Raw genomic sequence first — 13432 nt, 5'->3', positions numbered from 1 at the left:
TGCAAGGCTGGGAGAGTCAGCACAAGCGCGCGGTGCTAGGCTGCTTGGCAAGGTATCTGGCGATATGTATTCGATCGCACTCGATCACAGATTTCCGGGGTTCTGATCCGAGATCCGTATGCGAGTCCCCTCTCGCGCACACATTCCTGGCCTTCGGGTCAGATCGCGGCTGAGCGGACGGCTGGGCTTCGCGGGTGTCTAGAACCCGGCGCGTGCGAGAAACGTCTCGGCGTCCTGCACGGTGACCAAGTGGCTCACGTTCAGCCACAGGCCGGTGCGGCGGTCGAGGTACTCCATGAGGTTTCCGAGACCGGGCGGGTCGGAGGGGGTCTGGTCCTGGTTGAAGACCGCGAAACCGGTTGCGTCATCGCGGAACGCGATGCCCTGGTAGCGCATCGTCTTGTAGTAGGAAGTGGCGTTCACGTTCGCGACCTGGAAGATGCCCGCCAACCCATCGTGGGCGGCCAATCCCGCAACCAGTGGGCTGTTCTTCGTCAAATGGCAGGTGCCTGCGCGGAGAACGTGACGTTGTCTGACCGGGCTCGGTTCGCAGTGTTCGATCCCCGCACGCAGGGTTGCGGGCATCCCAGCCATCAATGCCTCGATATGCCGAGAGTAAGCCGCCGAGGAGGACGCGGCCGCCGCCTGCGACGGTGTCGGCTCGGACGAATCAGGCCGGTCGGCGAGGACCACGACCACGCCCACGACTACCGCGGTGGCTACACACAGCCCCGCGGCGACACCGGTGATCACCACCGCCCGCGTTACGTGCACCGTCCCTGCTCGCGTGGGTGCGGCAGCCTCGGTGCGTTGCGAGGGGACCTCGGGCGACGGCGTCGCCGATCCGGCCGGCGCGAAAGATGTTCGGCGAGGACCAGAGCGCCGGAACCTGATTTCGACGAGCACCCCCGTGAGCAGACTCGCCCCGATCACCGTCAGCCCGATGGTCAGCGTGGTACCGGCACTGTCTTTGTTCGCTTGTTGCCGCTCGATCTTCTCCTGATAGGTGTAGGAGTCGACCGTGGAACCACGGCGAGTGATCTCGCACCGATCACCGACGGACATGATCTTCCCGTCGCAGGTCGGAACCGCATCGGGATCCGAGGTCATCCCCCCGAGCCCGACCAAGGTCGCCGCACCGCCGACCAAGAACGCGATCGCCGCCACACCGAGCAACAACTTCACCGCACCCGAACGCGATCGCCCCACCCTTGTCATGCAATGGACCCTAAGCGCTTTGGGGAACAGCTCGCACCCTCGGAGCCTCACCGTCTCGGCTCTGCCCCACTCCGCGGCCCAGCCGGAAAGAGTGCCTCCCGGCGCGGTGACGCTCGCAAGGTCGACACATCAGTCTCCCCCTAGCAAAACCCCCGGTGCCACTGCACTTTTCACCGCAGCGGCACCGGGAGTCCGGAGCAGGGACAGTTACCTGCCGACCCGCCTTCTCAGGGCAGGACCTGCGGAACGACCTCCGGATTCACATGGCCCACAACGCCGCCGATGATGGCACCGACGGCCGCGTGGGGAAGTACACCGAGGAGGAGGCAGATCGGGTAACCCACGCCCAATATGATCGCGGACGGGATGCAGTTGACCAGAGTGGCCAGCGCACCGAGACCGGCACCAGCGAGGGCACCGTTGACCACCGGGTCGGAGTTCTCGGCCTTCGGATTGGTCGCGACCTCATGCACCTGGGTCTCGACCACGTCCGAAACAACGGGGGCGGTTGCCTCGGAAATCGCGGGAGCTGCCACCTCCGAAACCGAGCCTTCGTCCGAAAGCTCGGCGGCCTGCGCAATTGAAGGCTCGGCATCCTGCGAAATCACTGCGCCCGCCGGGGCGGCGGATCCGAACGAAAACGCGGCAACGGCCGTCGCGAAGTTGTCCCCGTGGACAGCCAGCACGGTGGCCGGCTGAGCCTGCTGGTCGGCGGCGGCGTCCGCCGACGCGACGCCGCTACCGGCGAAGGCGACCGCCACAACTACGGGCAGTGCACCGAGGAGAATGCTGCGGGTTGAGCGCATGAACATTGACTACTCCCTCTCGACCTTTTGCCCCCCAAAGCTGGACCAAGCGAATGTCGACCGGGCTATTAGTAATAGCAGAAAGATATTAAATCAATCTTTGTGATCTATTTCACACTTACGTCGTTAGACCAATCCATTCCGTAGTTCGGATTCGCGATCGATATGCGAATCACCTTTCGCGCACAGATTTGAGACACGCACGCTGCGTTCGGAATTCAGCGTGAGCGCCCGACTCACGGTCGGCTGCGTGGTGACCTCGGCGGGATGAACGGGTCCCTTGAGATGGACGCCCGAAAGTCATCGCCGATTCTCGGTGGCCAAGAAGGTTCGAACCGAGTTTCGCGCCGAGTAAAAGCGCTGTCCGCCGGCTGGGAAAAGAACGAGATAGGTCAGCGCAGCAGTGCACGCAAATAGCGGCGGCGATAGTGGCGTTGGGCGACGAGCAGGATCGGAAAGATCGTCCGCCAGAATCCGGTCGGCGCGGGTCGGGTGAGTGATCTCAGCGTGAATTCCACGGTCCCGTCAGGTCGTCGGTGCACCACGAACGCCTCCTCACCGCACACCGGATGCCCCGGCAGAGTGCCATAAGCGAACCCACACCTGTCCTCGGTATCGACCACCGCCACCACCCGCACGGGTTCATGGACCGACAGCGGCCCCCACCCCACGCTCACCCGATACTCCGCGTCGACCGAGACGGGCGCATCCGGCACGACCCGAAACCCGCTGCGCCGCTTCACACCCCAGCACAACACCGCCTGCCTCGCCCCTTCCCACACCTGCTCACCGTCCCCGATCACCACGGAGGTCTCGAACCGCCGGAACCCGTCGGGACCTTCGGCCCAGATGCGCTCGGCGGGGCAGGTCGCACCTGCGGGTGCGTAGGTCAGATCGTGCATGCCTATGACGGTACTTTTCCCCCACAATGGCCGCGGCGGACAACTCTAGGGACCGGATCGTCGCACGGCCGTTTAGCATCGACGTGTGGGTTTGGTGTTCGAGGGGCGCGGGTCCGATTCGCCGTGGGTTTCCACGGTGTGGACCTGTCGCAGCGAGCACGTGGCGGAGATGACCTCCGTCGCGACCGAGACGTGGGGCTTGGTCTTCTGGGACCAGGACGGTGCGCGCGGAGCCGCGGTAACGGGACCGGAGAGCCGGGCGGGGACGGCGCCGGTACCCGAGGGCGCCAGTTTCGTCGGTGTCCAGTTCGCTGTCGGCACCTCGTTGCGTACCGTCGCGACATCGTCGCTGGTAGACGGCGGAATCATGCTGCCGGACGTGACCGACCGCGGCTTCTGGCTCGACGGAACGCGCTGGGAGACACCACACCCGGACGACACCGAAGCGCTCGTCGAACGGCTGGTCGCGGCAGGGGTGGTCGGTCGCGACCCGCTGGTCGTCGAGGCACTGCGTGGTGCACGGCCCGCGGTCGGTGAGCGGACACTCGAACGCCGGTTCCGCACCTCGACCGGCCTCACGCAGGGTGCGGTCCGCCAGATCGAACGCGTCCGCACCGCGGCTCTGCTGCTGAGTGCGGGTGAGACCGCGGCCGATGTCGTGGCCAAGCTCGACTACTACGACGAACCCCACCTCGCCCGCGCGCTGCGACGCTATGTCGGGCGCACAGCGCGGCAATTACGCGAAGGTGCGGGCGGGGCGATCGCGCTCGGTCAGCGCACCACGTCATAGACGAGCTTGGCCACACCGTTGCTGTAGGTGTCCGAATCACGCAGCCGCAGTTGCTGTTTCGGTCGGTCCGAATGACTGAAGAGGTTCTTGCCCGCGCCGAGCAGGACCGGGAAGACCAACAGGTTGTAGCGGTCGATCAGGTCGGCGTCGCCGAGACTCCGTGCCAGTTCGGCACTGCCGTGGACGAAGACGGCCCCACCGTCGGACTGCTTCAGCTTCTCCACGTCCGCGAGGGTTCGCAGGATCGTGATCTCACCCCAGCCGTCGATCAGGTCGTCCTCGGACAGTGTCGAGGACACCACATACTTGGGCAGATCCTTGTACGCGGCGTGGTCTTCGGAATCCCGCCAGATCGGCGCGAACGCCTCATAGCTGCGACGCCCGAACATCAGCGCCGAGGTCTCCGCGAGCTCCTCCCCCTTGAGCGAATACGCCTCCGGCACGAACTCGGTCTGCATCACCCACCCACCACTGCGATGCCCCTCGACGGTGCCACCGGGCGAATCGACCACCCCGTCGAGCGACATGAATCCCGTGTAAACCAGCTCGCGTGCCATGCGATTCCTCCTGAAGATCGTGCGTCGGACTGCACTCACCCTAGGTCGAGGCACCAACACCCGTCTTGGACGAAACCGACACGATCACCGCGCGAGCCACATCAACCGCGGTGCCCGCCGGGCAAGGCGAATCCGGCCGGAAGCACCCTCCCGGCCGGCTCACCCAGCCGATCAAACCAATTCGGGTACGCGCAGGTGCGCGAAGCCGAGCCGGAACTCCGCTACATCGAGGACCTCGGCACTCAGGCTGCTCGAGGCCGCGGCCCGCATCCGGTCCGTGTGTTCGCGGCTGCTGTCCAACTCCTCGACACTCGACCACACGGTGGAGCCGACCGCACGCCCGGTTTCCCGGTCGACGAACAAGCTGGCGCTGCGGAACCCTTCGAGCTCCTCGAACGCGGGCAGCAGTCTGGTCTTGAAGGTGTCGATCAGCAGGTCCATCCCGGCCGGATCCATCTGCAACCAGGTGCATCGGGTGCATGCGCGCGGGCCTGCCAGATGTTCGCGGTGCATGACGGCAACATCCCATTCGTCGATCTTCTCGAGCCGCCCACTCATCGCCTGGGCCAGACCGTCACGCAACGGCTGGGCACGCGACTGGCTCGACCGCAGCGCATCCTCCGAATCCCACGCGGTCGTGGCGATACAACGTCCCGTCGCCCTGTTCACCATCAGCGACAGGCCGACCCATCCGTCGAACTCGGGCAACTGCGGCATCACCTTGTTACGCAGGTACGCGATCCCGCTGTCGATCGACGACGGCTGAGCCGCGATAGTGCTCGAACGTGCGTACACAGGCAACCTCCTGCTTCTCCGAAGAGTGGCGCCCCCGGTGGACACCACCGGACATACCCACTGTCCTCCGCGACGGCCGTCCGCACAATGCCGCACCCCAACACCCCGCCCGACCTCGAAATTTCGGCGAAATAGTCAGGCGACAAGTATTGACAGCAGGAGAAATCAGAGCAGACTGGAGACATACCGGAGCACCGGAGAATGGCTACGCTACCGACAGAGACGTCCGTCGACAGCGGTGAGTTGTTTTTCAGGATCCGGCTAAGCCCCCGGCAAGCCAGTCGAATTCCGGAGCTGTTAGCGACGACTGACAACTTTCGTTTCGATGGAGACTACCGGGGACTGTTCTGTGTGGGGGTATCTCTCCGGTGAGTACCACGAATCGATCGCTCCGCCGCCCTCCACATCAGTCGAGGAAGTAGGCGAGAGCCTTCTCATCGGAATCCAAGATCTCATCCGCTGCCACGCCGAGTTCTACCGCCAGCTGGATCGATCCGGTCAGCGCAACCTGGATGTCGGGCGAGAAGGCTCGTGCGAGCAACCCGAGATAGTCCGACATGCCCTGGTCCAGCTTCGCCAGCATCTCCTGGTATTCGGCGGCGAGCTGCTCATCGAGGACGCGCTGCTCCTCGATATAGCGCTCGATCAGCGCCGCCTCACGCTTCGACAGCGACGACGCCACAGCCTTGTACATCACAGTGCCGATGGCGGTGCCGATGACAGCACCGAGAACCGGAATCGGGATGGTCGCCTGGCCGACGAACGACGACAGCGCGCGCACGGCGGCCTCCAACGCCACCAGCTCGGCGTTCTCGATGAACTCCAGTTCGTCGATCTCGTTGCGACGCAGCTTGTTCGCTTGCTCTGCGATACCGAAGGAAGCGGTGACGATCGAACTCGCGACAGCGGCGGAGGTAGCGGTGAAGTTTGTGAGCGCGTAGACACTCAGGCCTCGGACACCGCCCTTGCCGAAACCCACGCCGGCATCGCCCGCGATATCGGCCCAGTCCTGCCCGCTGAACTCATTGAGCCGCTTACCTTTCCGGCGTCTGGCGACCACGGCCAGCACGAAAGCGGTCCCGCCCGCGAGCGTGGCGGCAGTCAGGCCCGCCGTCGCGCCTTCTCGCAGATCAGGCAGGCTCCGCTGGTAGGCAACGTCGCGCGCGGACTGGTCTGTGGCGAGAAGCGATTCTTTCTCTGCCGCCATCGTCGAGGAGTAGGCATCGCGCTGTACCTCGCTGTATTCGAGCGTCGAGGGTTCGAGCGACTCGAGGCCGACCGATCTGTCCTGGAAGAACGACTGAACCCGCTGCCAGTCTTTGAACGACGGTCCCTCTCCACTGCGTGACAGCTCTCGGCTCGCCTCCTCGGGCGGCAACGAATGCAGCCGCTGCACCACCTCGAAGAAATCGCGAGGGATCTGATATTTCCCGCCGTTGCGCACGTAGTCCGGATACTTCTGAAGGTGTTCGGCGATCGCACCCAGTGCGAAGCGACCGCCTGCCGCGACGAATTTCTGCTGAATCTCCACGGTGCCGCGCATCAGGTCGACGGGGCCGTTGTCGTTCACCCAGCGATAAATGGGCTCCTGGCCCAGGATCTGCTGCCGGGCGTTGCCGATGCCGACCTCCGCGACCTCGGCGATGAAGCCGTGCATGCCGTGCCGGCCACCCCGGTTGGCGGCGACCACCTCGAGGTCGATCTTCCTGATGGCCTCATCGATGCTGGTAAGTGCGTCCCGAAGATGTACATCCTGTCGGCTCAGCGCGCCGAGAAAGTTGTCGATGCGGAGCTGATTGAGATAGCTCACCCAGGAGGCGACCGCCTGCTCTTGGACACTCGTCACGAGCTCGGTCGTTTCACTCACTGTCGGCGTCCTGTTCGACGCGTCGGCTCAGCATGGCAGCGCACGTCTTCGTGTTGTTCACCAAGGCTGCGAGTTCCATCCGTTCGGCGGACGAGAGCGCGCGGAAATCGGCGCGGAAGTGTGCCAGCGATTCTCCGTAGCCTTTCACCAACCCTTCGCGAAGCAAGATCGTCCGTTGGAGGAGGTCGTCGATCTGAGCATCCATACCTTTGACGAGGACAGTGTTTCGCTTGATCGCGGTCAGCGCCTCCTGCTTCGCCTCTCTGTTCTCGAACTTCTTCTTCGCGAACAGAGCGATCGACGCGAGCAGGGTCGCGCCCGCGATGGTCCAGCCGATGGGACCGGCGAGTGCGAGCAGTGTGGTGCCCGCGGCCGTGCCTCCCCCACCGGCGGCCAGCGCGCCGCCACCGAGCCACGCCAGCGCCGCCTGACTGGCCGCCGCACCGGACAGCGTCGAGATCGCGGTGCCGGTCGACGCTGTCCCGAAGGTGGTGGCAACCCACATCGCCGCGGACGGCGCGAGTCCCGCTACTGCTGTTCCCGCAGCGAACCCCGCACCAGCGCCTGCCGCCGACAGCCGCGCCGCTTCCAACTCCTTCTGCGCGAAGTCCTCCGCGTCGAGGAAGCTCTTCCGGTGCACTTCGATCTCGTCGAAATCGGTGTCGAACGACTTCGGGGTGTTGGCGATGCTGTTCACCAACTGCTCGACCAGCTCGATCAGATCCGTCGAACGTTCACGCTGACGCATCAGCGACAGACCTCTGTCGGCCATGGAGGTGAAGACGTCGTTGTATTCGGCCACAGCCATTTCGTAGGGGTCCGCCCTCTTGACGGTCAGCTTTTCGACGCGGCCCCTGGCAGCTTCCTTGACGCTGCCGACCTGTCCGACGAACTGTGTCGACGCGGTCCGCGCGACCTTGCCGAGGCCGTCGACGGTCCTGCCGATGCCCTCCTTAGCGTTGCCCACGTTGAGCTGCTCGACCATCGCGTCCTCCGAAATCAGTGCGCCTTACCCACTTTGGGAGAATATAGACACGGTGTGACAAGTTGCACAGAAACCCATGCCCCAACGCGAGGGTGCGTCGATCGGTGGGCTGAGGGCCCCCGTGCGGACGGACTACGCTGAACCGCATGGGTCGGGGTAATCGGACATATCGGGTTGTCGACGGGCAGCGGATCGAGGGCACTTGGCGGCCGATCTTCATCCGCAACGGTGGCAGCTATTACCTCACCGACCTGAAGATTTACGCCGACGGCGCGATCGACTGCTGGGGCATGGTCGATCTCGACGGGCTGCGCGACAAACTCGCGAGCGGGTGGATCGCGACCACCATCGAGCCGGGTGCCCGTGCTTCGGCCCACGACCTCGCCGGTTGGCAGTTTCTCGAACCGCAGATGTGGATCAACCCGGACGACTTCGTTGTTCAGGTCGCCGACGCGATCGACCGGCTCAACGATCGACCTGATTCGACCGGTCGCTGCCGCCGGCTGATCGCGGATTACGTGAGCAGCCGCGAGGAGGCCGACCGCCATGCGCTGGCCGAGGCGTACCTGAAGATCCCGGAGTCGGACCGGCGTTACGTACTCGGCGACATGGACTATAAGGATCGGCCCCTACGGGTGATCTGCACCCCCGTCGATGAGCCGATGATCGGCGGCGGCGAGATCGTCACCGCGAAGATGCGGGAGGCAGCGTTCGCCTATTTCATGGAACGCGAACAGTCCGAGGCCAGGTGGGCGAAACAGCGAGTGACGGACGAGCCGGAAGGTGGCCGATCCGGTCCGATCACGTTGAGCCATGTCGTGTACCCGCAAGGCTGGCCGGAAGACGCGGGGCTTTCGGTGCTGCGCAACGAGTTTCCCGCGCCGATCAATTACGCCGACCAACTCTATCCCACAGTCGTGCACGCATATTGGGCTCTGTCCACGCAAGAACCGGACATCGCTGAACAGATTCGGCAGGCCGAGCGCCCCTTCGATGCCAAAAAGGTCGCCGGGTCAGGCACGCGACACTCCGGATGGTCGGTGAGGCGGGCCGCCGTCATGGCCGCGCTTCTTCGCGCGAAGTTCGCTCGATACCCCGAACTGGCTGAGCAGCTCATCGCCACCGGTGACAGCCCCATCTACTATCAAGAATTCGACGCCACGTACTGGGGGACAGAGCGTTCGGATGGAGCCAACTGGATTGGTCGACTCCTGGAACTGGTGCGCGCTGAATTGGCCTATGACCGCAGCTGAGTAGCTCGTCCAACAGGGCCTTTCGTGGGTATCGCGACGCCGTGTGCCACCGCTACACGGATGTCATCACCTCACAACGGGCGGCGGTCGGGCCAGATGCATTCTGACCCCGGGTAGAGAAGATGAAAGGTCTGGCTGTGCGGCGGAAACCCAAGCAGCAAGGCGCCCATCGGGATCGCACGGGCCGCACCGAGTTGCATTACGCTGCGGCTGATGCCAATGGGGGATGCGCCCCGGCGATCAAGCAGATGCTCGTCCAGGGTGGCGACCCGAACGATCGTGACCACGCCGGGCTGACTCCTCTGCATTTTGCCGCCCAGTACGGCGGAATCGATACCGTGACAATGCTGTTGGATGCGGGCGCGGACCCGAATGCACAGGACGACAAGGGCGATACCCCCTTGTTCTATGCGTTCCGCAGTCCCTGGAGTACGACGGAAGTCGTACGCCTACTCAGAGACCGTGGAGCCGATGCCGGCATCGCGAACCACCGTGGTCAGTCCCCGCTGTGGTTGATCGGAATGATCTCCAACAAGCCCGAGATCCGTTCACTGTTCGTCGACGATGACGACGTGGAGAAACAACGCGGGGTCGACGACCCACCACCTTGCTCCAGCGCAGCACCATAATGCTCGCCCGGCCTACAGCTAGTCCATCTCGACTGCGTACGCCGCCATCTCTGATCGAAATAGCGATCATGAGGCGCAGAAGATGATCCGTTCAGCGATCACCGCAATCAACCTACGGACTGCGTGCTCCATGTCAGCACTGGCGTCAGCTGAGCGTCAGGTCCGTGTCAGCGAGGGCCGACAGAGTGTGTTCATCGAACAAAGCGGTCCTACTCCGAAGGAGCTGGACCACAACGGATTACGAGGAGCACATCATGAACGCCACCATCACCCTGACCGACCAGGACAAGGCCACCCTGCGCACCGCCGCGTACGGGGCCGTCGCGTTGATCGCTGCCGCGGGCGCTCCGCACAAGGCTGTTTCGCACGGCACCATCGCGCTCACCTCCGCGACCGGACTGGTCGGTCATGTCCTGTCGGCGAAGTCCCGTGATATCCGCCTGCCGGGCAAGACTGTCGCCGAACTCGCCGATACCGTGTTGCCCAGCCTCACCGCCGCCATGGTTGCGCTGGCCGATTACCCCGCCGAGGCAGCCAACTTCCGCGATACCGTGCTGATCGCGATCGAGCCGGCCACTCACGCCGCCAAGGGTGCTCCGCTCCCGGCGGTGACCGCGATGGCCGCCAAGATCGCGGGCGCGCTCGAGGTCTGAGCATCGGCCCAACCGGATACTGAATGCAATTGCGGCGCCCCTGATCTCACGATCCGGGGCGCCGCTGTGCTGCCTATGAACCCGACGACAATGCCGAAGGTCCATCACGGTCGATTTCCGCGCCCAGGAAAGGCGCACTCATCGGAAACGGTTGCACCACATCCGGTTTCGGCGGGCCAGGTAGGTGTAGCACACCCCCGATTACGGAACTATGAGTTCCGCAATGCGTCGACCGCAACGATGCGCTCCGCGGTGGGAGCGTGATCAGGGTCCGCGAGCCACTGACTGGCCACACCCACGAGCAGCGCGAAGTAGTGAGAGCCGACCGCATCGATGGCATCGGCATCAGCGGTGTCGAGGTCGAGCCCACCGAAGGCGCGGGCGAGGATGCGGCGGGCCGCGCGCTGCCCGGTGGCGATCATCGCCCTGATCTCCTCATCGTGACGGGAAGCCGACACCGACTCGAAGTTCACGTACCACAGCGCCCGGTGCTCGTCGATCGACGCGATGATCCGTTCCCATCTGGCCGCGTTGCCCGCCGGACCGGATGGATCCACGCCGTCGAGAGCCGCGAAGAGAACGTCACCCCATTCCCGGTTGAGGTCGTGCAGGGTCTCGGTGAGCAGGCGCTCCTTGGAGCCGAAGTGGTAGTTGATCGACGCCTGATTGGCTCCCGACGCCTTGACCAGCTCGCGCACGGTCGTGTTCGCGTAGCCCAGCGAGAGCAGACAGTCACGTGCCGCCTGCCGGAGCTTGTCTCGATTGCTCATGTCCCGATAGTATATATAAACGTTCGTTTACAACGATCGTTTAGAACAGTCGTTCACATGGAGGAATCCCATGCACGCCACTACTTCGGCCCCGCCAGTGCTGTCACTGCGCGGACTGCGCCGCGAATACCCCGGTGAGAGCGGGTCGGTCCACGCACTGCGCGGTGTCGACCTCGACCTCGCGCCCGGTTCGTTCACGGCGGTCATGGGCCCCTCGGGCTCGGGCAAAACCACGCTCCTGCACTGCGCGGCCGGACTACAGCCACCCACCTCGGGGCGCATCACCTTCAGCGGCCAGGCGCTGGACGCCCTCGACCAGACCGAGCTGGCGAAACTGCGTCGCCGCCGGATCGGTTTCGTCTTCCAGTCGTTCAACCTGCTGCCCGCACTGTCGACCATCGACAACGTGGAACTGCCGCTGCGCCTGGACGGACGACGCCCCGACCGCGACCGCACCCGCGCGCTCCTCGCCCACGTCGGTCTCGGCGAGCGCGCCGATCACCGGCCCGACCAGCTCTCCGGGGGCCAACGACAGCGCGTCGCGATCGCCCGTGCGCTGATCACCGAGCCGGAGGTGGTGTTCGCCGACGAGCCGACCGGCGCACTCGACATCCGTAGCGCCCGTGACGTTCTCACCCTGCTGCGCCGCCTGGCCGACCAGGGGCAGACCATCATCATGGTCACCCACGACCCGGTTGCCGCGTCGTACTCCGACGAGGTCCTGTTCCTCGCCGACGGCGCCCTCGTCGACCGCCTCGCGCGACCGACGGCGGCCGATGTCGCGAACCGGATGGCCGTGCTGGTCGAATCCGCCGAACGCGGCTCGAACGCGTGGTCGCGATGATGCGCCTGGCCGCGCGCTCGTTCGCGCACCACCGAACCTCCGCCTTCGCCACCGGGCTCGTCGCGGCCGCCGGAACCACGCTGGTCACCGCCATGGCCGGGCTGTTGGGCACCGGACTTTCCGCCGCCGAAGGCGACCGCGATTTTCTCGTGCAGTTCCCGCTCATCCTCGGCGGCTGGGTGCTGGCGATCGTCCTGTTCGCCATGATCTCCACGATCGCGGTGGCACTGCACGGCAGGACGAACGAGATCGCGGGCATCCGTCTCATCGGCGCCACGCCGTCGCAGATACGCCGGATGGTCGCCGGTGAGACCGCCATCGTGGCGAGTATCGCCGCCGTGCCGGGCCTGCTCGGCGGACAACTGCTCGGCGCGGGCCTGCTCGCGGGAATCCGCAGCGCGGAACTGGTCGACGACACCACCGGTTACTCACCCGGCGTGGTACTCCCCTCGATCGCGACCGTGCTGATGCTGGGTGCGGCCGTCGCCGCCGCGTGGCTCGGCAGCCGCACCATCGCCGCCCGCAGCCCCATCGAAGATCCCACGCCGGCACGGATGCGCGGTGGTGCAACGCGCATCCGCCGGATCGCGGCAGGTGCGGCGCTCGCGGCCGGTCTGGGATCGTCGACGGCCGTGCTCGCGGTCGATGCGGACGACATCCTGACCACCGCGCTCACCGGGCCGGCGTGTGTCCTCGCGGCAGTCGGGTCGGGTCTGCTCGCACCGGAGCTGATCCGTGCGGCGCATCGCGTGATCGCCAAGGTCCCGGCCCTGCGCTCAGGTCCGGCCGGGCACCTCATCGCACTGAATCTCGCCACCGCACCGGAACGGATACGTCCCGCGGTCACCTTCCTGACCCTGTTCATCGGGGTCGCCGCGGGCACCCTGTCCATGCAGAGCATCGAGAGCAGTTACGGCGCCGGAGGCAGCGACGGGGAACTGATGGCCACCATCAACTACCTGGTGGTAGTCCTCATCGCCGCGTTCATGGCAATCGCCTTGTCCAACAACCTGATTGCCTCCATCGCCCGTCGCCATCCGGAGTTCGCCACCATGCACCTCATCGGCGCGACGGCGAGCCAGTCACAACGGATGCTCATCGGCGAGGCCGCCGCAGCCGTCATCATCAGCGCTGTCACCGGTGCGTTCGGCGCGTTCGTCACCACCGTCCCGTTCGCGATCGTGAAGACCGGTGATCCGCTCGCCGCGTTCGCACCATTGCCCTATGCGCTCGCCGTCGTGCTCGGTGCGGGCACAACGGTCGGGGTGACCGCGGCGGCAGGCCGTCGAGCGGTTCGAGCAGCTGCGGCGTAACAGAGACGACCCGTCGAGCCGACCGGATAGGAATCAACCGGTCGGCTCGA

Annotated in this window: 14 protein-coding genes; 6 read left to right on the top strand and 8 right to left on the bottom strand. The window is 65.2% G+C overall.

The features are described from left to right. Nucleotides 1-198: 198 nt before the first annotated feature. From AB0I19_RS16855 to AB0I19_RS16845, 3 genes are all read right to left on the bottom strand, one after another. Nucleotides 199-1218 carry a hypothetical protein gene (locus AB0I19_RS16855; RefSeq protein ID WP_357149611.1) on the bottom strand — a complete coding sequence of 340 codons (1020 nt, stop codon included), beginning with the start codon at nucleotides 1216-1218 and terminating at the stop codon, nucleotides 199-201. 227 nt (nucleotides 1219-1445) lie between these two features. Continuing rightward, complete coding sequence (locus AB0I19_RS16850; protein ID WP_357149608.1) at nucleotides 1446-2030, bottom strand: hypothetical protein; 585 nt, start codon at nucleotides 2028-2030, stop codon at nucleotides 1446-1448. A 386-nt stretch (nucleotides 2031-2416) separates the two neighbouring features. Beyond that, a complete protein-coding gene (locus tag AB0I19_RS16845; RefSeq protein ID WP_357149605.1) occupies nucleotides 2417-2926 on the bottom strand; it encodes a DUF1990 domain-containing protein in 510 nt (169 codons plus the stop codon). A gap of 85 nt (nucleotides 2927-3011) precedes the next feature. Between AB0I19_RS16845 and AB0I19_RS16840 the strand changes: the two genes are divergently transcribed. Further along, on the top strand, nucleotides 3012-3716 hold the full coding sequence (locus AB0I19_RS16840) for a helix-turn-helix domain-containing protein (protein WP_357149602.1): 705 nt from the start codon (nucleotides 3012-3014) through the stop codon (nucleotides 3714-3716). Here the strand turns inward: AB0I19_RS16840 and AB0I19_RS16835 are convergent. The 4 genes from AB0I19_RS16835 to AB0I19_RS16820 all read right to left on the bottom strand — a co-directional run bounded on the left by AB0I19_RS16835 (nucleotide 3698) and on the right by AB0I19_RS16820 (nucleotide 7920). Continuing rightward, a complete protein-coding gene (locus tag AB0I19_RS16835; protein ID WP_357149599.1) occupies nucleotides 3698-4273 on the bottom strand; it encodes a dihydrofolate reductase family protein in 576 nt (191 codons plus the stop codon). The two genes, AB0I19_RS16840 and AB0I19_RS16835, sit on opposite strands and share 19 nt — an antisense overlap. 171 nt (nucleotides 4274-4444) lie before the next feature. Then, nucleotides 4445-5068, bottom strand: coding sequence for a hypothetical protein (locus AB0I19_RS16830; protein ID WP_357149596.1), 624 nt, complete (start codon nucleotides 5066-5068; stop codon nucleotides 4445-4447). A 406-nt stretch (nucleotides 5069-5474) separates the two neighbouring features. Next, nucleotides 5475-6935 carry a hypothetical protein gene (locus tag AB0I19_RS16825; protein ID WP_357149593.1) on the bottom strand — a complete coding sequence of 487 codons (1461 nt, stop codon included), beginning with the start codon at nucleotides 6933-6935 and terminating at the stop codon, nucleotides 5475-5477. Next, complete coding sequence (locus AB0I19_RS16820) at nucleotides 6928-7920, bottom strand: hypothetical protein (RefSeq protein WP_357149590.1); 993 nt, start codon at nucleotides 7918-7920, stop codon at nucleotides 6928-6930. The genes AB0I19_RS16825 and AB0I19_RS16820 overlap by 8 nt, the downstream gene beginning before the upstream one ends. Nucleotides 7921-8066: 146 nt before the next feature. Between AB0I19_RS16820 and AB0I19_RS16815 the strand changes: the two genes are divergently transcribed. From AB0I19_RS16815 to AB0I19_RS16805, 3 genes are all read left to right on the top strand, one after another. Beyond that, nucleotides 8067-9173: an NADAR family protein gene (locus AB0I19_RS16815; RefSeq protein WP_357149587.1), complete on the top strand. Its 1107-nt coding sequence runs from the start codon at nucleotides 8067-8069 to the stop codon at nucleotides 9171-9173. A 122-nt stretch (nucleotides 9174-9295) separates the two neighbouring features. Next, nucleotides 9296-9802 (top strand): ankyrin repeat domain-containing protein, encoded by a 507-nt coding sequence (locus AB0I19_RS16810; RefSeq protein WP_357149584.1) that lies wholly within the window; start codon nucleotides 9296-9298, stop codon nucleotides 9800-9802. 254 nt (nucleotides 9803-10056) lie between these two features. Continuing rightward, nucleotides 10057-10455 (top strand): hypothetical protein, encoded by a 399-nt coding sequence (locus AB0I19_RS16805; protein WP_357149582.1) that lies wholly within the window; start codon nucleotides 10057-10059, stop codon nucleotides 10453-10455. A gap of 209 nt (nucleotides 10456-10664) precedes the next feature. Here AB0I19_RS16805 and AB0I19_RS16800 read toward each other — a convergent pair whose 3' ends face one another. Then, nucleotides 10665-11225, bottom strand: coding sequence for a TetR/AcrR family transcriptional regulator (locus AB0I19_RS16800; protein WP_357149579.1), 561 nt, complete (start codon nucleotides 11223-11225; stop codon nucleotides 10665-10667). Between the two features lie 70 nt (nucleotides 11226-11295). Between AB0I19_RS16800 and AB0I19_RS16795 the strand changes: the two genes are divergently transcribed. Together AB0I19_RS16795 and AB0I19_RS16790 are read left to right on the top strand one after the other, a co-directional pair. Then, nucleotides 11296-12069: an ABC transporter ATP-binding protein gene (locus tag AB0I19_RS16795; RefSeq protein WP_357149576.1), complete on the top strand. Its 774-nt coding sequence runs from the start codon at nucleotides 11296-11298 to the stop codon at nucleotides 12067-12069. Next, nucleotides 12066-13382 carry an FtsX-like permease family protein gene (locus AB0I19_RS16790; protein WP_357150145.1) on the top strand — a complete coding sequence of 439 codons (1317 nt, stop codon included), beginning with the start codon at nucleotides 12066-12068 and terminating at the stop codon, nucleotides 13380-13382. Before AB0I19_RS16795 ends, AB0I19_RS16790 begins: the two co-directional genes overlap by 4 nt. Nucleotides 13383-13432: the final 50 nt, after the last annotated feature.

The organism is Nocardia sp. NPDC050413 (assembly GCF_040655475.1).
Classification (GTDB): domain Bacteria; phylum Actinomycetota; class Actinomycetes; order Mycobacteriales; family Mycobacteriaceae; genus Nocardia; species Nocardia coubleae.
The sequence above is the reverse complement of the archived record's forward strand: the minus strand, read 5'-3'. Positions and strand labels throughout refer to the sequence as shown.